The organism is Cupriavidus sp. GW822-FHT06G04, assembly GCF_058799075.1.
Genome location: NZ_JBXALD010000001.1, coordinates 584,334 through 603,505, shown reverse-complemented (window position 1 = coordinate 603,505; position 19,172 = coordinate 584,334). Strand labels below are relative to the sequence as shown.

At 65.9% G+C, this 19,172-nt stretch carries 21 protein-coding genes; 11 read left to right on the top strand and 10 right to left on the bottom strand.

Annotated elements, in window-relative coordinates; translation table 11 throughout:
* Window positions 1-4 precede the first annotated feature (4 nt).
* From AC1RKI_RS02805 to AC1RKI_RS02785, 5 genes are all read right to left on the bottom strand, one after another.
* Window positions 5-481, bottom strand: a complete 477-nt coding sequence (locus tag AC1RKI_RS02805) for a hypothetical protein (RefSeq protein WP_223505632.1) — start codon at window positions 479-481, stop codon at window positions 5-7.
* Window positions 420-1,616 (bottom strand): GTP-binding protein, encoded by a 1,197-nt coding sequence (locus AC1RKI_RS02800; protein WP_492793938.1) that lies wholly within the window; start codon window positions 1,614-1,616, stop codon window positions 420-422. The genes AC1RKI_RS02805 and AC1RKI_RS02800 overlap by 62 nt, the downstream gene beginning before the upstream one ends.
* Window positions 1,617-1,796: 180 nt before the next feature.
* Entirely contained in the window at window positions 1,797-2,483 is a 687-nt protein-coding gene (gene dksA, locus AC1RKI_RS02795; protein WP_249043153.1) for an RNA polymerase-binding protein DksA, read from the bottom strand.
* Window positions 2,484-2,834: 351 nt separating this feature from the next.
* Entirely contained in the window at window positions 2,835-3,938 is a 1,104-nt protein-coding gene (locus AC1RKI_RS02790; RefSeq protein WP_150980856.1) for a CobW family GTP-binding protein, read from the bottom strand.
* Window positions 3,939-3,973: 35 nt separating this feature from the next.
* Window positions 3,974-4,492 carry a Fur family transcriptional regulator gene (locus AC1RKI_RS02785; protein ID WP_061956304.1) on the bottom strand — a complete coding sequence of 173 codons (519 nt, stop codon included), beginning with the start codon at window positions 4,490-4,492 and terminating at the stop codon, window positions 3,974-3,976.
* Window positions 4,493-4,633: 141 nt separating this feature from the next.
* Here AC1RKI_RS02785 and AC1RKI_RS02780 point away from each other — a divergent pair, with 141 nt between their 5' ends.
* The 4 genes from AC1RKI_RS02780 (at window position 4,634) to hslU (ending at window position 8,841) form a co-directional block, all read left to right on the top strand.
* Window positions 4,634-5,542 carry an alpha/beta fold hydrolase gene (locus tag AC1RKI_RS02780; protein ID WP_492793941.1) on the top strand — a complete coding sequence of 303 codons (909 nt, stop codon included), beginning with the start codon at window positions 4,634-4,636 and terminating at the stop codon, window positions 5,540-5,542.
* Between the two features lie 234 nt (window positions 5,543-5,776).
* Complete coding sequence (locus tag AC1RKI_RS02775; protein WP_061956300.1) at window positions 5,777-6,763, top strand: tripartite tricarboxylate transporter substrate-binding protein; 987 nt, start codon at window positions 5,777-5,779, stop codon at window positions 6,761-6,763.
* A gap of 190 nt (window positions 6,764-6,953) precedes the next feature.
* Window positions 6,954-7,490 (top strand): ATP-dependent protease subunit HslV, encoded by a 537-nt coding sequence (hslV, locus tag AC1RKI_RS02770; RefSeq protein WP_061956298.1) that lies wholly within the window; start codon window positions 6,954-6,956, stop codon window positions 7,488-7,490.
* Between the two features lie 19 nt (window positions 7,491-7,509).
* A complete protein-coding gene (hslU, locus tag AC1RKI_RS02765) occupies window positions 7,510-8,841 on the top strand; it encodes an ATP-dependent protease ATPase subunit HslU (protein WP_061956296.1) in 1,332 nt (443 codons plus the stop codon).
* Window positions 8,842-8,914: 73 nt separating this feature from the next.
* Here the strand turns inward: hslU and AC1RKI_RS02760 are convergent, their stop codons facing one another.
* Window positions 8,915-9,442: a YcnI family copper-binding membrane protein gene (locus AC1RKI_RS02760; protein WP_492793944.1), complete on the bottom strand. Its 528-nt coding sequence runs from the start codon at window positions 9,440-9,442 to the stop codon at window positions 8,915-8,917.
* Between the two features lie 286 nt (window positions 9,443-9,728).
* On the opposite strand from AC1RKI_RS02760, the gene AC1RKI_RS02755 reads away from it, so the two are divergent.
* Window positions 9,729-10,082, top strand: coding sequence for a hypothetical protein (locus AC1RKI_RS02755; protein WP_061956292.1), 354 nt, complete (start codon window positions 9,729-9,731; stop codon window positions 10,080-10,082).
* Between the two features lie 14 nt (window positions 10,083-10,096).
* Here the strand turns inward: AC1RKI_RS02755 and AC1RKI_RS02750 are convergent, their stop codons facing one another.
* Window positions 10,097-10,690 carry a response regulator transcription factor gene (locus tag AC1RKI_RS02750; protein ID WP_061956290.1) on the bottom strand — a complete coding sequence of 198 codons (594 nt, stop codon included), beginning with the start codon at window positions 10,688-10,690 and terminating at the stop codon, window positions 10,097-10,099.
* Window positions 10,690-12,045, bottom strand: a complete 1,356-nt coding sequence (locus AC1RKI_RS02745) for an ATP-binding protein (protein WP_492919041.1) — start codon at window positions 12,043-12,045, stop codon at window positions 10,690-10,692. The genes AC1RKI_RS02750 and AC1RKI_RS02745 overlap by 1 nt, the downstream gene beginning before the upstream one ends.
* Before the next feature lie 205 nt (window positions 12,046-12,250).
* Between AC1RKI_RS02745 and AC1RKI_RS02740 the strand changes: the two genes are divergently transcribed.
* Window positions 12,251-12,742 (top strand): copper chaperone PCu(A)C, encoded by a 492-nt coding sequence (locus tag AC1RKI_RS02740; RefSeq protein WP_150980895.1) that lies wholly within the window; start codon window positions 12,251-12,253, stop codon window positions 12,740-12,742.
* Window positions 12,743-12,876: 134 nt separating this feature from the next.
* Here AC1RKI_RS02740 and AC1RKI_RS02735 read toward each other — a convergent pair whose 3' ends face one another.
* Window positions 12,877-13,815 carry a LysR family transcriptional regulator gene (locus AC1RKI_RS02735; RefSeq protein ID WP_150980850.1) on the bottom strand — a complete coding sequence of 313 codons (939 nt, stop codon included), beginning with the start codon at window positions 13,813-13,815 and terminating at the stop codon, window positions 12,877-12,879.
* A 63-nt stretch (window positions 13,816-13,878) separates the two neighbouring features.
* The gene (locus AC1RKI_RS02730; RefSeq protein ID WP_061956285.1) at window positions 13,879-14,100 is read right to left on the bottom strand and encodes a cysteine-rich CWC family protein; all 222 of its coding nucleotides are present in this window, start codon (window positions 14,098-14,100) and stop codon (window positions 13,879-13,881) included.
* A gap of 219 nt (window positions 14,101-14,319) precedes the next feature.
* Here AC1RKI_RS02730 and argB point away from each other — a divergent pair, with 219 nt between their 5' ends.
* The 5 genes from argB (at window position 14,320) to metW (ending at window position 19,038) form a co-directional block, all read left to right on the top strand.
* Window positions 14,320-15,237, top strand: a complete 918-nt coding sequence (argB, locus tag AC1RKI_RS02725) for an acetylglutamate kinase (RefSeq protein WP_061956385.1) — start codon at window positions 14,320-14,322, stop codon at window positions 15,235-15,237.
* A 69-nt stretch (window positions 15,238-15,306) separates the two neighbouring features.
* Window positions 15,307-16,305, top strand: coding sequence for a pyrimidine 5'-nucleotidase (locus AC1RKI_RS02720; RefSeq protein ID WP_061956283.1), 999 nt, complete (start codon window positions 15,307-15,309; stop codon window positions 16,303-16,305).
* Window positions 16,302-16,958, top strand: coding sequence for a nucleoid occlusion factor SlmA (gene slmA / locus AC1RKI_RS02715; protein WP_492793949.1), 657 nt, complete (start codon window positions 16,302-16,304; stop codon window positions 16,956-16,958). Before AC1RKI_RS02720 ends, slmA begins: the two co-directional genes overlap by 4 nt.
* Window positions 16,959-17,254: 296 nt before the next feature.
* Window positions 17,255-18,427, top strand: a complete 1,173-nt coding sequence (gene metX / locus AC1RKI_RS02710) for a homoserine O-succinyltransferase MetX (protein WP_341247748.1) — start codon at window positions 17,255-17,257, stop codon at window positions 18,425-18,427.
* On the top strand, window positions 18,424-19,038 hold the full coding sequence (gene metW / locus AC1RKI_RS02705) for a methionine biosynthesis protein MetW (RefSeq protein ID WP_061956276.1): 615 nt from the start codon (window positions 18,424-18,426) through the stop codon (window positions 19,036-19,038). Before metX ends, metW begins: the two co-directional genes overlap by 4 nt.
* Window positions 19,039-19,172: the final 134 nt, after the last annotated feature.

Genomic DNA, 19,172 nt, shown 5'->3' with positions numbered 1-19,172 from the left:
GCAGTCAGGCGAATGCGAAGGCGGCCGGTGGAGCGCGGGAGTGGAAAGGTTGCGCGGCGGGCAGATCGGGCCAGCGCCACGCCAGGTTGGCGGGCTTGACCGGTTTGCCGAAGGCAAGCAGCGGCAGCGTGACGCCGCCAGGGTGTGTGTCGGCCAGCGTGGCGCCATCGAACAGCACGCACGAATGCAGGCCGAGCTTCAGGGAAAACGATTCGGCATGGGCGGTGTCTGTCGGGTCAGCGTCAGGCTGCGCCGTTTGTGCGATTGCCGCGGCCGCGGCTGGCGGCGCGTTCAGCAGCCCGCCGTGCACGATGCGGTGCATCAGGCCCGCGTGTTGCGCCAGCAGCAGACAGGCCACGAGCCACAGCACCGCCGAAAGGCCGATGCCGCGCGCGCGCCAGCGAGAGATCAACGCAAGCTCAGTGTGCATGCCCGCAATCGCAGGGACCGTCGCCGTGATCGTGCGCGTGGTCGTGGTCATGATCGTGATCGTGATCGTGATCGTGATCGTCGCCGAACGCATCGCCCCAGTCGGGGAACGGATCGGGGTACGCGGCCCACGCGTCGGGGCCCTCGGCCATCTCGGCATCGGAGAGCAGGCAGGCGTCCAGCCGCGCTTCGAGCGCCGACACATCGAGATCCGCGCCGATCAGCACCAGTTCCTGGCGGCGATCGCCATATTCGGCGGGCAGGCCGTCATCGACCAAATCGGCTTCGATGGCCGCGCGCGCCGGGCCGTCGGCGGGCCATTCGGTGGCATCGATCGCAGCCCACCATGCGCCCGCGGCGCCGGGGCGGCAGACGCCGCCCGCCTGGCTCCAGTCGCCCGCGATGTCCATGCGGCTGGCCAGCCAGAACAGGCCTTTGGAACGCAGCACGTCGCCATGCTCGCGCATCCATTCGGTATGGATCAGGTCCGCAAAGCGTTGCGGATGGAATGGCCGGCGCCGCCGATACAACAGCGTCGAGACGCCCGCGGCGTCCGGTACGGCGTCGCCCTGCAGGGCGGCCTGCCAGCCCGCGGCGTTCGGCGTGGCGTCGATGTCGAAGCGTCCCGTGCCAAGCACGCGCGCGGCCGGCACTTTGCCGTGGCTGGCGTCGACCAGTTCGGCGCGCGGATTGAGCGCGCGCAGCACCACGTGGAGGCGGCCCAGCTGGCCGGCATCGACGAGGTCGATCTTGTTGATGACGATGACGTCGCTGACTTCGATCTGGTCGATCAGCACATCCACCACGGTGCGGTCGTCCTCGTCATGGGCGGCCAGCCCGCGCGCCGACAGAAATTCGGCGTCGTGATAATCCTGCAGGAAGCGGCTGGCGTCGACCACGGTCACCAGCGTATCCAGATGGGCCACGCGCGGCGCGCCATCGCCGTGTTCGTCTTCAAAGGCGAAAGCTTCGGCAATGCCAAGCGGCTCGTCGGTCGCGTCGGCCTCGATCACGGCGAAGTCGTGAGCGCCGGTCTGCGCCAGGCGCGCCACGCTTGCCAGCAGGTCGTCATGGCTGTCGATCACGGCCAGGCGCGGGCCCAACTGCGACATCAACTGATGCAGCACAGTGGTCTTGCCGGCGCCGGTGAATCCGGACAACACGGTGACGGGCAGGCGAGCGGCCATGGCGACGGGAGCGGGTTATTGCAACAAAGTTGCGACTGTAGCAGAAAGCCAGTCGGGGCGACAGGCCCCGCACGTTGGCAATGTTATGTCGTAGTCGTGACGCCACAAAGGCAAATGCAGTGCCGCAAAGCAAAGCGGCCCGGGAACGCCGGGCCGCCTGTACTGCATCGGACGCTGCGATCAGTCGCCGAACAGTTTCTGACGCAGTTCGCGGCGCTGCTGCGCTTCCAGCGACAGCGTGGCAGTCGGCCGGGCCAGCAGGCGCGGCACGCCGATCGGCTCGCCGGTTTCCTCGCACCAGCCGTAGTCGCCGGATTCGATGCGCTGCAGAGACTGTTCGACCTTCTTCAGCAGCTTGCGCTCGCGGTCGCGCGTGCGCAGTTCCAGTGCGTGTTCTTCCTCGATCGTGGCACGGTCGGCCGGGTCCGGCACGATCACCGTTTCACGCAGGTGTTCCGTCGTCTGGTCCGCATTCTTGAGGATCTCGTCGCGAAGCTGCTCAAGGCGATTCTTGAAGAAGGCAAGCTGCGCCTCGTTCATGTAATCCTTGTCGCTCATCTTCAGGATTTCAGCTTCAGTCAGAAGTTTGTTGCTGCTCATGGTTCCTGCTGATTCTCTTGTTGATGCGACCGGCGGTGTCTTCGTCCGCTCGGGTGCAGTGGCCGTCCGCTTGCGCGGTGCGGCTGTTTCACTCTGGCTGGCTGCAGTCTTGCTGCTTCGCGTGCCTCCCTTAGCCTCGCCCGCTTCGGCGTGCGCCGTACTGCCGCGGGGAGCTGGCGTCGCCTTTTCGGGCTGCGCCTTGAGCGTCTCCGCCGCAGCGGTAACAGTCTTGCTGCGGCTTTCCTTGGTCTTTGTTGCGGCTGTCATGGGGACACCTCTCTCTACGCGTCGAAGAGTGACGGCGCATGGATCGTGGATCCCCAAGCGGAGGGCGGTCTCCGCACGAAGCCAACGACCGCGCCTGCTGGCGGCCCGCCTCATGCTGACGACGACCGCCGCCCTGCAGATGCCGGCGGCGTCCGAGGTGCGTCGCCGGTATCAAATCCGGCCTATTGTACTTGAACAAATTTGTCCGAGATATGGGAGAAAGCCGGACAAGAGACAGGAGTTTTCCCGGTAATCCCACCCGATGGGAGGGTAGCGGGCGCTGCCCGGCGGGGCTGCGCCCCCGTCATATGGGGTGACGGCGGGCGCACAGCGGGGGTTTGTGCCGCCGCTTCAGGCCAGGCAGGCGGCCAGGCCCTTGAGGATGGCGTCGCGCGGCAGATCGACGCCGATGAAGACCATCTTGGTGCCCGGGGTTTCGTCTTCCCACTTGGCGCCGACATCGCTGCCCATCAGCTGGTGCACGCCCTGGAACACTACCTTGCGGTCCACGCCTTCCATATAGAGCACGCCCTTGTAGCGCAGCAGCTTCTCGCCATAGACCGACAGGATGCCCGACAGGAATTCCTCGAGCTTGCCGTAGTGGAATGGTTTGTCGCTGCGGAAGACGAACGATGCGATGCGATCGGTGTGATGGTGGTGGTGGTGGTGATCGTGCGCATGCCCGTGGCCATGGGCGTGATCGTGCCCGTGGTCGTGATCGTGATCGTGACCGCAATCGTCTGCGCAGTGCTCGCCGTGCTCGTGGCCGTGATCATGGTCGTGTTCATGATCGTCGGCGCGCAGGAAATCGGGATCGATCTCGAGCTTCTCGTTGAGGTTGAAACCGCGCAGGTCGAAGATCGTGTCGATCGGCGCCTCGCCGAAATGCGCGGTGTTGATCGGTGCGCGCGGGTTCATGTGCAGCAGGCGATGGCGCAGATCGTCCACGTCGGCCGGCGCGACCAGATCGGACTTGGTGATGAAGATGGCATCGGCAAAACCCACCTGGCGCTGCGCTTCTTCCTGCTTGTCGAGCTGCAGGTTGCCGTGCTTGGCATCGACCAGCGTGATCACCGCGTCCAGCAGATAGCGCGAGGCGATTTCCTCGTCCATGAAGAAGGTCTGCGCAACCGGGCCGGGATTGGCCACACCCGTGGTCTCGATCACCACGCGGTCGAAATCGAGCTTGCCTTCGTCGCGCTGGGTGACGAGGTCCGACAGCGCCTGCACCAGATCGCCGCGGATCGTGCAGCAGATGCAGCCGTTGCTCATCTGCACGATCTGCTCGCGGCCGTCCTGCACGAGGATTTCGTTGTCGATGTTTTCCTCGCCGAATTCGTTCTCGATCACGGCGATCTTCATGCCGTGCTGCTCATGGAGGATGCGCTTGAGCAGCGTGGTCTTGCCGCTGCCGAGGAAGCCAGTCAGGATCGTGACCGGAATGAGTTTTGACATGTGTGGTACTCCGTGAAAAGAGATCGCCCGTGGATTCAGTGGTCCGCGTCGCTGCGGGTCTTGCCGCATTCCGCGCAGACGCCGTTGACGGTCAACTCGACATGCTCGACCGCAAAGCCGCTGGGTACCTTGGGCGCGACGGACTTGCCCGCCGAGGCCAGGCAGAACGTGCGGTCGCAGCGGGTGCAGTGAAAGTGGCTGTGCTGACGATGGACTTCGGCGCGCGCCGCAACGTGCTCCACCAGCGTGAAGCGGAACACGCGGTCATTGCCGGCGCGCTTCTGCGCCACACCCTGTTCGACGAGCCAGTCCAGCACGCGGTACACGGTGACGCGGTCGACTTCGCCGTCGGCGGGCAGGCGGTCGATCACGGCCTGGTGCGTCAACGGCTCCGCGGCGTCGATCAGGCACGCCAGGATGGCCACACGCGGCTGCGTCACGCGCGCGCCAAGCTGGCGCAGGCGCAGTTGCGCCGCTTCGGCCGTGGCGGCGCGCGTGTCGCCGGGCCGCGCCGGGTCCTGCGTGGCAGCGGGGTGGGAAGTGGGGCGGGTCATGCGGACGATTTAACCATAGCCCCCGCCGAGTTGCAATTCAGTTGCACAAGCAGGGTCTTTCGCCTGCGCCCGCGCTGCCGCCGGTCGTCGATAGCGCCTATGATCGGCAGGAAACCCAAAGACATTGCGGAGACCCTGACCATGCAGAACGACGCCAGCGCGTTGCTGTTTCCCAACTTCGAGTGGTTCCGGCTGACCGTGGGAGAGGTCGAGATCGGCGGCGTGCGCGGCGGTTCGGGGCCGCCGCTGTTGCTGTTGCATGGGTTTCCGCAGAGCCATCTCATCTGGCACAAGGTGGCGCCGGCGCTGGCCGACCGCTTCACGGTGATCGCGCCGGACCTGCGCGGATACGGCAGCAGCAGCGCGCCGGCCGGCGGGGACCGGCACGAAACCTACAGCAAGCGTGTCATGGCGCAGGACCAGGCCGATGTGATGCGCCAGCTTGGCTACCGGCGCTTTGCGCTGTGCGCGCACGACCGCGGCGCGCGCGTGGCCCATCGCCTTTGCATGGATCATCCCGATGTGGTGTCGCGCGTGATGCTGCTCGATATCGCGCCCACGCTGGCGATGTACGAATCCACCGATATGGTGTTTGCGGCGGCCTACTGGCACTGGTTCTTCATGATCCAGCCCGCGCCATTCCCCGAAACGCTGATCAACGCCGAACCCGAGTTCTTCGTCGACAGGCTGCTGGGCCTGCGTCACGCCGGCGCCGGGGCGATCAGCCCGTTCGTCCCGGACGCGATGGCCGCCTATGTCGGCGCGATGCGCGATCCGGCGCGCGTGCATGCCATGTGCGAGGACTATCGCGCCGCCGCCACCGTGGATCTCGATCACGACCGCGCCGACCGCGAGGCCGGACGCAAGCTGGCGCTTCCGGTGCGCGTGCTGTGGGGCGAGCACGGCGTGGTGGCGCGCTGCTTCGAGCCGCTGAAGCTGTGGCGCGAGGTTGCCGCGGACGTCACGGGCGCCACGCTGCCATGCGGACATTACCTGCCCGAAGAGGCTCCCGCCACGCTGCTCGAGGACATGCTCGGCTTCTTTGCCTAGGCCGTTTCGTCGCGGGTTAGCCCCTATACCTCGTACTTGTTTGCCATTGCTAACATCCACGTCCGGCTCCGCCTGTCGGCGGGGTTTGGCGCTGCATGCCATCCATACATCGTGCCCATGGTCACCGCGTTTTTCCGATATGGATCGACGCGGATCGGCTGCCGCCGCAAGCGGGACTGCCGGGGGCGCGCGCGGCGCAGGACGGGGAATCCAGAGGGAACAGGAGAGACGTACATGAAACGAGTTGCATTGAAGATCGCGGCCGCGCTGGCCGTTGCGGGCGCAGGCGCGTTCACGGGGGCCCAGGCTCAGGAATTTCCGGCCGGCAAGCCGGTGCAGGCGGTGGTGCCCTTCGCGGCCGGCGGCCCGACCGACAAGGTGGCCCGCGAACTCACCATGATCATGTCCAAGCATCTGGGCAGCACGATCGTGATCGAAAACCTGGGTGGCGCCGGCGGCACCATCGGGGCCAAGAAGGTCGCGCAGTCCAAGGGCGACGGCTACACGATCCTGATCCATCACATCGGCATGTCCACGGCGCCGGCGCTGTATCGCAACCTCGGCTTCGATCCGCTCAAGGATTTCGAAATGGTGGGCGAAATCGCCGACGTGCCGATGGTGCTGGTCGGCAACAAGCAACTGCCGCCGGCCACCTTCAAGGAACTGCTGCCGTATATCAAGGCCAACGCCAGCAAGTTGTCGCTGGCCAACGCCGGCATCGGCTCGGCCTCGCACCTGTGCGGCCTGCTGTTCCAGAGCGCGCTGCAGACCGAGCTGACCACCGTGCCGTACAAGGGCACCGCGCCGGCGCTGACCGACATCCTGGGCGGTCAGGTGAACCTGATGTGCGACCAGACCACCAATATCGCGGGCCAGCTCAAGGCGGGCGCGCTCAAGCCGTACGCGGCCATGCAGTCGCGCCGCGTCGAGGCGTTCAAGGACATTCCGACCGCCGCCGAGCAAGGCATGCCGGGCGTCGAAGTGAAGATCTGGCACGCCATGTATGCGCCGAAGGGCACGCCGAAGCCGGTGATCGACAAGCTGTCGGCTGCGCTGCAGAAATCGGTGCAGGATCCGAACTTCCGCGCCAAGATGGCCGAACTGGGCGCCGAAGCGGTGCCGGCGCAACGCGCCACGCCCGATTCGCTGCGCACGTTCCTGACGGCGGAAATCAACAAGTGGACGCCGGTGATCAAGAAGGCAGGCGTGTACGCGGACTGATTCGGACCGCTTCAGATGCTGTGCAAAGCCACGCGGGAGCGTGGCTTTTTTGTTGTCTTGAGCGTGGGCGAGGCGAGATTTCCTATAGTGGGAAACGCTGCCCGCCGCGTCGGCCCGACCGAAAATCGGCCCTTGAAAGCGCGGCAGGCGACGCCACCTATCGGCCTGACACCTATCACGCAAAGGCATCATGGAACAGTATCACGGCACCACCATCGTCAGCGTCCGCCGCGGCAACCAGGTCGCACTGGGCGGTGACGGCCAGGTCACGCTGGGCAATATCGTGATGAAGGGTACGGCCCGCAAGGTCCGGCGCATCTATAACGGCAAGGTGCTGGTGGGATTTGCCGGCAGCACGGCCGACGCGTTCTCGCTGCTGGACCGCTTCGAGGCCAAGCTCGAGAAATACCAGGGCAACCTGACCCGCGCAGCGGTCGATCTGGCCAAGGACTGGCGCTCGGATCGCGCGCTGCGCCGCCTGGAAGCCATGCTGATCACGGCCGACCGCGACACCACGCTGGTCATTACCGGCAACGGCGACGTGCTGGATCCGGAAGGCGGCATCGCGGCCATCGGCTCGGGCGGCGCGTATGCGCAGTCGGCAGCCAAGGCACTGGTCGAGAACACCGAACTGGCGCCGAAGGACGTGGTCGAAAAGGCCCTGACCATCGCCGGCGAACTCTGCATCTACACGAACACCAACTTCGTCATCGAAACCCTCGACTGACGCGCCCCAACGGATTCCCATGTCGCAAACCATGACCCCGTCGGAAATCGTTTCCGAACTCGACAAGCACATCATCGGCCAGAACAAGGCCAAGAAGGCCGTGGCCGTGGCGCTGCGCAACCGCTGGCGCCGCCAGCAGGTGGCCGAGCCGCTGCGCCAGGAAATCACCCCCAAGAACATTCTGATGATCGGCCCCACCGGCGTGGGCAAGACCGAGATCGCGCGCCGCCTGGCCAAGCTGGCCGATGCGCCGTTCATCAAGATCGAGGCCACCAAGTTCACCGAAGTGGGCTATGTGGGCCGCGATGTCGATACCATCGTGCGCGATCTGGCCGAGATGGCCGTCAAACAGACGCGCGAATCGGAAATGAAGAAGGTGCGCACCAAGGCCGAGGACGCGGCCGAGGACCGCCTGCTCGACGTACTGCTGCCGCCGCCGCGCGATATCGGCTTTGCCCAGCAGGAGGACAAGGATTCGAATACGCGCCAGGTGTTCCGCAAGAAGCTGCGCGAGGGCGAGCTGGACGACAAGGACATCGAGCTCGAAGTGGCCGCCGGCATGCCGAACATGGACATCATGGGGCCGCCGGGCATGGAGGACATGACCGAGCAGATCCGCACGATGTTTGCCGGGCTGGGCCAGGGCAAGAAGCTGCGCCGCAAGATGAAGGTGCGCGAAGCGTTCAAGCTGCTGATCGACGAAGAGGCTGCCAAGCTGCTCAATGAGGAAGAACTCAAGCACAAGGCGATCGCCAACGTCGAACAGAACGGCATCGTGTTCCTGGACGAAATCGACAAGATCGCCAGCCGCAGCGACGTGGGCGGCGGCGAGGTGTCGCGCCAGGGCGTGCAGCGCGATCTGCTGCCGCTGGTGGAAGGCACGACGGTGAATACGAAGTACGGGATGATCAAGACCGACCACATCCTGTTCATCGCCTCGGGCGCATTCCACCTGTCCAAGCCGAGCGACCTGATTCCCGAACTGCAGGGCCGTTTCCCGATCCGCGTGGAACTGGAATCGCTGTCGGTGCAGGATTTCGAGGCCATCCTGACGCAGACCGACGCCAGCCTGACCAAGCAGTATCAGGCGCTGCTGGGCACCGAGGAGGTGAACCTGCAATTCGCGCCGGACGGGATTCGCCGGCTGGCCGAGATCGCGTTTTCGGTCAACGAGAAGGTCGAGAATATTGGCGCGCGCCGCCTGTACACGGTGATGGAGCGGCTGCTCGAGGACCTGTCGTTCCATGCGACCAAGTCATCGGGCAATACCGTAACGATCGATGCCGCGTATGTGGACGAGCGCCTGTCCGACCTGGCCGGCAACGAGGACCTGTCGCGCTACGTGCTGTAACGCCAGGCGCTGTGCCAAACAAAAAAGCCGGACGTCATGTCCGGCTTTTTTGTTGCCCGACGAGCCGGTGCGCCTAGTGCCCGTGGCCGGCGTGCGCGTCGGCGGGCATAACCTCCAGCGCGGGCGCGGGCGATTTCAGCTCGCGCGGATTCTGGCCGTCGGCCGGGATCTGCGTCCATTCCGATTTGCCGTTCTCGCATTCCTGCACCACCGGGAAATAAAGCTTGCCGCCCTGTTCGGGCAGCTTCATCAGCATGCGGAATTCATCGAAATGCTGGTCGGCCAGCGTGCCGCCGTACCAGCGGATCGTGCGCACATCGTCTTCCACGGTCTTGCCGTGCGAGGCGTACGGTTTGGCCAGCTTCGCGCGTTGCACGTCGAGCTGCCATCCGGCCTTGGGCTGCGGATGGGCGCCCTGCACGCCTTCTGGAATCGTCACGCTGACCGATTTGGTGGCGCTGCCGTTGCAGCCATGTCCCACCATCAGCACGCCCTTGAAGTAGCTGCCGGCGGGCGCCTGCTTCTGTTCGAACACGATATGGGCAAAAGCGAGCGGGGTGGCAAGTGCAAGCAAGGCGGCGGCAAGGGTGCGCAAGGTCATGACAGGTGCGGGATGAATGTGCAAACGCGCCAGTCTAGCGTCAATCGACGCGCCAGCCGTGCGGCGTGGCGCCGCACCGTAGCGCATGGCGCGGCATATGTCGGCGCGATGACCGGCGTGTAGCCCGCGCATCGCCGCCGTGCCACGCGTCGGTAAGCTTGGTAAGCATTGGTAAGGACGCTGGCGCGCGTCGGGACAGAAATGAGACCCTTGCGCACCTTGTTGGTCGAATGGACCGATGCGGGAGCCACCGCACCCTGCACAAAAAACCTAAAGGGAGCCAGACATGTCACGCCATCTATCGCGTACGCCCTTCTTCAAGAGCAACCGCGTGCGCAAGCGCCGCGTTGCCGGCGCCACGGCCGGCGTCGTGGCCGCCATCACCGCCGCCACGGTGTTCCTCTGCATCCGCCCCGCAGCCGTGCCGCATGATGCCGCCGCGGCCTCGCCGGCGTCCACTGCTACGGCTACTGCCGATCGGTCCCAGCGCCGCGCCGCGGTGGCTGCCGAAGCAATGGCCTCGGGCGCGCTGGTGACGCTGGCCGATCGCCACGCCGCGGACGCGGTGCGTATGGCCGACGCCTCGGACGATACGCGTCAGGACGACCTGGGCTGGGATTACGTGCAGTTGCGCCTGTGAGGCGCACCGCCGGCTCAGCGCGACACCGGCCGCTTGCCGAGCTTGCGTTGCAGCGTGCGCCGATGCATGTTCAGTGCGCGCGCCGTAGCCGATATATTGCCGCCGTGCTCGGTCAGCACGCGCTGGATATGCTCCCACTCGAGTCGCGCCACCGATAGCGGCATCGGCTCTTCGAGCGCGGCTTCGGCGGCGTCCTCGGAAATCCCCGCCATCAGCGCCGTCAGGATCGAATCGACATTGGCCGGCTTGGCCAGATATTCGTCCGCGCCCTGCTTGACCGCCGCCACCGCCGTGGCGATGCTCGCATAGCCGGTCAGCACGAGGATCCGCGCGTCCGGCAGCGCGTTGCGCAGCGGCCCCACCAGATGCAGTCCCGATTCGGCCGGCGCGGTGCCTCCGGCATCGGGCGACGGTCCCAGATGCAGATCGAGCGTGACATACGCGAACGCGGTGCGGGCGGCCAGCGCCAGGGCGCTGCTGCCATTGCGCGCCACCTGCACGGCATAGCCGCGGCGTGTCAGGGCGCGAGCCAGCGTGTCGGCGAAGACCTCGTCATCGTCGATCACAAGGAAGGGCGTGGCGCCGTGGGGCGCATTGGCGTCGGTCATCACGGTTGGAAATCGGTGTGGGAAATCGGAAAGCGATCGTTGGCGCCCGCCAGCGGCAGGCGCAATTCGGTGATGGTGCCGCCCGCGGGATTGTCGTGCCAGGCCAGTTGTCCGCCCAGCTGGCGCGCGGCGCTCTGGGCCAGATACAAGCCGATGCCCTGGCCGCCGTGCGCGCTGACCACCGGCGATTCGCCCAGTTGCACGCGCAGCGCTGGCGCAATGCCGTGGCCGTGGTCGGTCACGCGGCACAGCAACGCGCCGGCCTCGCATGAAATCCGCAGATGCAGCGGCGGCCCGGGGTTTGCATCGTGCTCCGTGGCTTGCTGGCTGCGCGCGGCGTTGTCCAGCACGATGGTCAGAATCTGCGTCACGCGCGCGGTATCCACGGCCTGTACGCCGGCGTCGGGCGCCACCTCGGCGTGCAGGCTGGCCTGCGGGTGCCGCAACTGCCAGCGTTCGACAAACGCCGCGATCCACGTGTCGATGCGTTGCGGCGCGAGCGTTTGATGGTCCTCGCGCAGGCGCGCCAGGATCGACCGGCACAGGTCCAACTGCTGCTCCATCGTGCGCAGGTCGGGCAGATAGCTGGCCACGGCGGTCTTGCCGCGCCCGCCGTCCTCGGCGTCGGCGCGCAGTTCGCCCGCAATCACCGCCAGCGTGGCCAATGGCGTGCCGATCTCGTGGGCCACGGCGGCGGCCTGGTCGTTCAGCGCTTCCACGCGCGCTTCGCGCAGCAGCAGCTCGCGCGCTTCGTTCAGTTGCGCATCGCGCTGGCGCAGCACGTTGGACAGGCGCGCCACGAAGAACGCGATCATTACCGCGCTGGCGACGAAATTGAGCCACATGCCCGCCAGGTGATAGTTCACCGCGTTGTCGGGATTGTGCAGATGCAGGGGCAGATATTCGAGCAGCAGCAGCGAATAGCACGACAGCGCATAGACGGCCAGGCCCAGCACCAGCCGCCATGGAAGGATGGCCGCGGCGATCGCCAGTCCCGGCAGGTAGAACGACACGAACGGATTGGTGGCGCCGCCGGTATAGAACAGGATCGCCGACAGCGCGGTGAGGTCCACCATCATCTGCACCATCAGTTCGCCGTCGGCGGGCATCGAATTGCGCGACGCATGCCAACGCAGCCGCGCCGCGCAAAACACGTTGAACGCGGCCTGCATCGCAAACAGGTACAGCAGCGGCTTGTATGGCAGGACGATGCCGGCCAGCGATTCGCACGACAGCAGCAGCAACGCCTGTCCGGCCAGCAGCGCCCAGCGCAGCCAGCACAGGCGGCGCATGCTGACCAGGCTGTGGCGTTGGGACGGCACGCCCGGCGCGGCGGAAAACGGGGCGGATGACATGTCGATGAAAGCTTGCATGGCGCGAGTGTAGCAATGCCGGCGCGGCCTGCCTGCCGTGCGACACCGTGCCGCATTCAGGCCGCGCAGCGACGCTGCCAGACTATGCGGTTACGCGGCGGCGGGACAGGGCGGCATCGTCATGGTCTAATGTTCGCCCCCTGATCCCGTCCTTTCGAGTTTCGTGGAGATGATCCATATGTTCCCTATCCAAGCCAAAGTCCGCGCAGCGCGCGCCGCTTCGATCGTCACCGTCGCCCTGGCGGGCCTGTTGGTCAGCGCGCACGCCATGGCGCAGGTCGATGTCAGCGATGCATGGGTGCGCGGCACCGTACCGGCGCAGACCGCGTCGGGGGCCTTCATGACGCTGCATGCGCACGACACGGCCAAGCTGGTCGGCGTGTCGTCGCCCGTAGGCACCGCCGAGCTGCATGAAATGAAGATGGAAAACAACGTGATGCGCATGCGCGCGCTGCCGTCGCTGGATCTGCCGAAGATGCAGGACGTGCAACTGAAGCCCGGCGGTTATCACGTGATGCTGATGGGCCTGAAGCAGCAACTCAAGGCCGGCGACACGGTGCCCATCACGCTGAAGATCGAGCAGAACGGCAAGGTGACCGAGCAGACCGTCCAGGCCCAGGTGCGCGACATGACGGCTTCGGGGCAGATGGGCGGCGGCCATATGGACCACAAGCACTGAGCGGCCATCCGGTGCGGTGACGGCTGGCGGGGAATGCCGGGCCCGTCAACGCCTGTCATCCGCGCATCGGGCGTCGGCGCGTGTCGACCCCCCGGGGTCGGCGCGTAATGTCAGTTCGGCCTGGGTCCGGTCGGTCAGCCGCGCAGGCTGATGGCCGCTTCGCTGTCGGCCTCGGGCGCGGCGGCGGCCTGCTGCACGCGTTCGCGCAGCCAGGTGTGGCCGGGGTCGGCGTCGGCCTTTTCGGGCCAGATCATGCTGTAGGTGAAGCCGGGAATCGTGAAGGGCGCCTCGAAGATCGCCAGCCGGCCGTCTGCCAGCGCTTCCAGGCTGCGGCGCGCGGTGGTCAGGACCAGGTTGGTGCCGATGATCAGGCCCGGCGCCACGCTCCAGTGCGGCACCGAGCAGGCGATCTTGCGGCGTCCGCCCAGCCGCGTGACGGCCGCGTCGACCGCTTCGCCACGTTCGGTGGCCGCGGTGACCAACACGTGCGAACGCGCCAGGTAGGCAACGTGGTCGAGCCGGCCCGTGTCGCGCACCGTGGCCGCATCGACCGCGCAGGCGAAATCGTCATCGAACAGCACCGCGGTGCGCACGCCTTCGGGTTCGAACGCAAAGGCGCCCAGCGCGATGTCGAGCTGGCCGTCTGCTACCTGAGCGGTCATCGTTTCGCGGCTGGACTGCGTGACCACCAGGTCGATATTGGGCGCGGCCTTGCGCAGCGCGCGCAGCAGGCGGGGCAGCACCACCAGCGCGCCATAATCAGACATCGCCAGGCGGAACGTGCGGCGCGCCGTGGCCGGGGCAAAGCCGCCCGGGCCCAGCAGGATGCGGACCTGCGCCAGCGCCTCGGCCAGAGGGCCGGTCAGCTCGTGCGCGCGGGGCGTCAACACCAGCCCGCCTTGGCCGCGCACCAACAACGGGTCGTCGAGCAACTGCCGCAGCCGCGCCAGCGAATGGCTCACGGCCGGCTGGCTCAATTGCAGCCGCAGCGCGGCGCGCGAGATATGGCGTTCGGCCAGCAGTGCTTCGAGCACCACCAGCAGGTTGAGATCGATTCCGCGTAGGCTATTCATGTGGCGAATGTTAAACCGGACTGGGCCCGTTTTGTCATTCGCAGCACGCAGACAACAAAATTTTCAGGATGGATTGAGAGTTGTCGCGGCCTGGCGCCGTTTCAGGCAGGCCGGACACAGGCAGCGCTGGTCCGCCACGATCTGGCGCGACGGCAGCAATGGCTGGCTGGCGCACCAGCAGGCGGGCAGTCCGGCCACGTAGCCGCACACAAATGCCGCGCCGCACACGCTGCAATGCTCGACGGGCCGCAACTGGCCGGTCTGGATCGTCGACGGATCGGTCATGGCTGAGATTTTTGTTGCAATGCCGCGATTGCAATGTGGCCGCCGGTTTCTTGTAAAATCGGCGCCTGCCGTGGCCGGATGATGCACTCCGGGGTGCGATCCCCCGCAGTGACCATGTTCCCAGACGGTTTTGCCGCAACGCCGGCCTCGCCCGTATCGCCTTATCCGGCGGACGGTTCGCCATGATACCTGCTCCACACACACGGAATGTCCGAAGCCATGAACGCTGACAATCCTGGGCCTGCCGCCACGACGGTGGCGGCCATCGCCCCCGCCCTCAAGGCCGAAATCCTGGCCGAGGCATTGCCCTATATCCGCAAGTTCCACGGCAAGACCATTGTGGTCAAGTACGGCGGCAATGCGATGACCGAGGAAAAGCTCAAGCACGGCTTCGCACGCGACGTGATCCTGCTGAAGCTGGTGGGCATGAACCCGGTGGTGGTGCACGGCGGCGGTCCGCAGATCGACGAAGCGCTGAAGAAGGTCGGCAAGGTCGGCACGTTCATCCAGGGCATGCGCGTCACCGACGAGGAAACCATGGAAGTGGTTGAGTGGGTGCTCGGCGGCGAAGTCCAGCAGGACATCGTCATGCTGATCAACCAGTACGGCGGCCAGGCTGTGGGCCTGACCGGCAAGGACGGCGGCCTGATCCGCGCCAAGCGCCTGCAGATGCCCGACCGCGAACACCCCGGCGCCTTCATCGACATCGGTTTTGTCGGCGATATCGAGGCCATCAACCCGGCCGTGGTCAAGGCGCTGCAGGACGACGCGTTCATCCCGGTGATCTCGCCGATTGGCTTCTCCGACGACGGCCAGGCCTACAACATCAATGCCGACGTTGTAGCCGGCAAGATGGCCGAGATCCTCAAGGCGGAAAAGCTCGTCATGATGACGAACATCCCCGGCGTGATGGACAAGAAGGGCAACCTGCTGACCGACCTGTCCGCGCGCGAGATCGAGGAACTGTTCGCCGATGGCACGATTTCCGGCGGCATGCTGCCGAAGATCTCGTCCGCGCTGGACGCCGCCAAGAGCGGCGTGCATTCGGTACACATCATCGACGGCCGCATCGAACACTCGCTGCTGCTCGAAATCCTTACCGAGCAGGCGTTCGGTACGATGATCCGCTCGCACTGAGCGCGCCATCGGGAAATCCGTGCATCGCGCGGATTTCCCTCATCCCATCCCTTCATCCACAATCCAGGCGTGTTTATTCGACAGCCCACCCAGCGTCGCGGCGCGGTCCGCGCTCGCCCATCGCCCGTTCGTCGTCCACGCCGGCATCTGCTGCGCGACGCGGTGGGCAACACGTCCGGCGAAATCGTGTGGCTGTTCGATCTGGACAACACGCTGCACGACGCGTCGCATGCGATCTTTCCGGCCATCAACCGCCTGATGACCGCCTACGTCGCGCGCGTGCTGGGCAGCGACGAGGCCACGGCCAGCCGGGTGCGGGTTCAGTATTGGCAGCGCTACGGCGCGACCCTGCTGGGCATGATCCGCCATCATCAGGTGGATCCGGCGGATTTCCTGCGCGCCGCGCACGACTTCCCCGAACTGGCCGACATGGTGCGCGTGCGCCGCGGCCTGGTGGCGGCGCTGCGGCAATTGCCCGGCCGCAAGATCCTGGTCACCAACGCGCCGCGCGACTATGCGCTTGCCGTGATGCGCGTGGCCGGCATCGAGCGCTGCTTCGAGCGCGTGGTGGCGATCGAGGACATGTGGGTGCACGGCCATCTGCGGCCCAAGCCCGACCGGCGCATGCTGCGGCGTCTGCTGGCGCAGACCCGCGTCGCGCCGCATCGCGCCGTGCTGGTCGAGGACACGGTCTCGCACCTGAAGCACTATGCGGGGCTTGGCATCCGCACGGCCTGGATCACCGGCTATCTGCGCACGCTGGCGCCGTCTCGTCCCCATCCGGTGGCTGTGCAGTCGGGCGCCACGCGCGATGCGGCGACGCGCTCGACGCTGGCCGCCGAGGATCAGCAACATGTCGGGCATGCGGCGCAGGAGCGTTCGGTCACGCTGGTTGCCGCCGAGAGCCAGGACCCGTCCAGCGGGCAGAGTGCGGCAACGGCGCCACAGATGCAGCCCGACCACGCACCCAAAACACGCGCCCGCATGGTGAATCGCCCGGGCTATGTGGACATAAAAGTACAATCGATGCATCAACTCCTGAAACAAAAGCGGAGAATCGGGTCATGACGCAAACCATCGCACGCCACGCAGAGGCGCCCACACCGGCCGTCCAGTCGGTCATCGATCCGGAAGCCCCAGCGCGCAAGCGTCCGCGCCCGGGCGAGCGCCGCATCCAGATCCTGCAGACCCTGGCCGGCATGCTCGAACACCCGCGCGGGGAAAAGATCACCACGGCCGCCCTGGCCGCCAAGCTGTCGGTTTCGGAAGCCGCGCTGTATCGGCACTTCGCCAGCAAGGCGCAGATGTTCGAAGGACTGATCGGCTTTATCGAGCAGACCGTCTTCGGCCTGATCAACCAGATCACCACGCAGGAAGACCATGGCCTGCGCCAGTTGCACGCCATCGTGCGCATGCTGCTGTCGTTTGCCGAGAAGAATCCGGGCATGACGCGCGTGCTGACCGGCGAGGCGCTGGTGGGCGAGCACGAGCGCCTGCAGGAACGCATCAACCAGATGATCGACCGCATCGAGGCGTCGCTGCGCCAGTGCCTGAAGGTGGCGGTCACGCAGGCCGCGTTTCCGGCCGATGCCGACATCGCCATGCGCGTGTCGCTGATCATGGCCGCGGTGCAGGGCCACTGGCATCGATTTGCCAAGAGCGGTCTGCGCAAGATGCCGAGCGACAACATCGATGCGCAGCTGCGCGTGCTGCTGGGCTGACCGGCGCTGGCACCACCGCTGGCTGGAGATCGTCGCGGGCACGCGGCGCGAATTGCACTATAATCTGCGGGTCGCGCCGATTTGATGACTGGCTTGCGGGCGCGCGGCACCCGGGAAAAGACTTCCCGGTGCCAATATAAATGCGGCTAAAGAGGTTGGGTCGGTGCCTCGCGGATAGATCATCCACGCTTTGGCGCCGGCACGCGGAACACCGCGAAAAGCCCGACTTGGCTGCGAACCCACGCATTGCCGGTCGGGTTTTTTTATTGCCTGCGCATCCGATGCGGGCCTGTTCCATGACCGATGTCGCACCTCCCGCTGGCGTACTCGATGTGCCGACCGACTCCGTCGGCGTCGTCACGCCCCAGCGCATCCATTTTGCCGAGCCGCTGCAACTTCGCAACGGCACCCATCTGGCCGGCTATGACCTGATGGTCGAAACCTACGGCACCCTCAACGCGGCGCGCACCAACGCCGTGCTGGTGTGCCACGCATTGAACGCCTCGCACCACGTGGCCGGCATCGCCGCCGACAATCCGCGCGATATCGGCTGGTGGGACAACATGGTGGGTCCGGGCAAGCCGCTCGACACCAATCGCTTCTTCGTGATCGGCGTGAACAACCTGGGCTCGTGCTTCGGGTCGACCGGGCCGATGAGCATCAATCCGGCCACGGGCGCGCCGTACGGGGCGCTGTTTCCGGTCGTCACGGTCGAGGACTGGGTCAACGCGCAGGCGCGCGTGGCCGACATGTTCGGCATCCAGCAATTTGCCGCGGTCATGGGCGGCAGCCTGGGCGGCATGCAGGCGCTGGCGTGGAGCCTGATGTATCCGGATCGCCTGCGCCATTGCATCGTGGTGGCGTCCACGCCGAAGCTGTCGGCGCAGAACATCGCCTTCAACGAGGTGGCGCGCAGTGCGATCCTGTCGGATCCCGATTTCCATGGCGGCAATTACTACGCGCACAACGTCAAGCCCAAGCGTGGATTGCGCGTGGCGCGCATGATCGGCCATATCACCTATCTGTCGGACGAGGACATGGCCGAGAAATTCGGCCGCGCGCTGAAGTCCGACGACATCCGCTTTTCTTTCGATGTCGAATTCCAGGTGGAAAGCTACCTGCGTTATCAGGGCGACAAGTTTGCCGAGTATTTCGACGCCAACACCTACCTGCTGATCACGCGCGCACTCGATTACTTCGATCCGGCGCTGTCCTTCAACGGCGATCTGACGCGCGCGATGGCGCAGACGCAGTCGAGCTTTCTGGTGGTCAGCTTCACCACCGACTGGCGTTTCGCGCCCAACCGCAGCCGCGAGATCGTCAAGGCCCTGCTCGATAACAAGCGTCCGGTGTCGTACGCCGAAATCGACGCGCCGCACGGCCACGACGCCTTCCTGCTAGAGGACGCGCGCTATCACAACCTGATGCGCGCCTATTACGATCGCATTGCCGAGGAGATCGGAGTATGAACGCCGCTGCCAATCCGAATATTCTCGCGCTGCGGCCAGATTTCCGCGCCATCGCGCGCTGGATCGAACCGAATTCCACCGTGCTGGACGCTGGCTGTGGCGACGGCAGTCTGCTGCGCGTGTTGCAGGACGAACTCGACGTGCATGCCTACGGCATCGAGATCCGTGACGAAGGCGTACTGGCCTGCGCGCAGAAGGGCGTGCACGTCATCCAGCAGGATCTGGAAGGCGGTCTCGCGCTGTTCGAGGACAAGAGCTTCGACACCGTGATCCTGTCGCAAACGCTGCAGACGATTCACAACACCGCGCAGGTGTTGCGCGATACCTTGCGCGTCGGGCGCGAATGCATCGTTTCGTTCCCGAACTTCGGCTACTGGCCGCATCGGCTGTCGGTGTTCCGCGGCCGCATGCCGGTGTCGGAATCGCTGCCGTACCAGTGGTACAACACGCCGAACGTGCGCGTGCTGACCATCGGCGATTTCGAGGAACTGGCGCCGAAGGTGGGGCTGCGCGTGCTCGATCGCGTGGTGATGCATGAAGGCGTGACGGTGAACTGGGGCGTCAACTGGCGCGGCAGCCTGGCCGTGTATCGCGTCACCGCGGTGTCCTGAGTTGCGCCGCGGGCATGTGCCAGCAACGGCTTTCCGGCCGATACGGCGCACGACTGCGGCGGCGGCAAAAGTCCCTAGCTTGACGCAAGCCTCTGGCGGGCATACCGTACGGCATTACCGAACGACCGTACTTT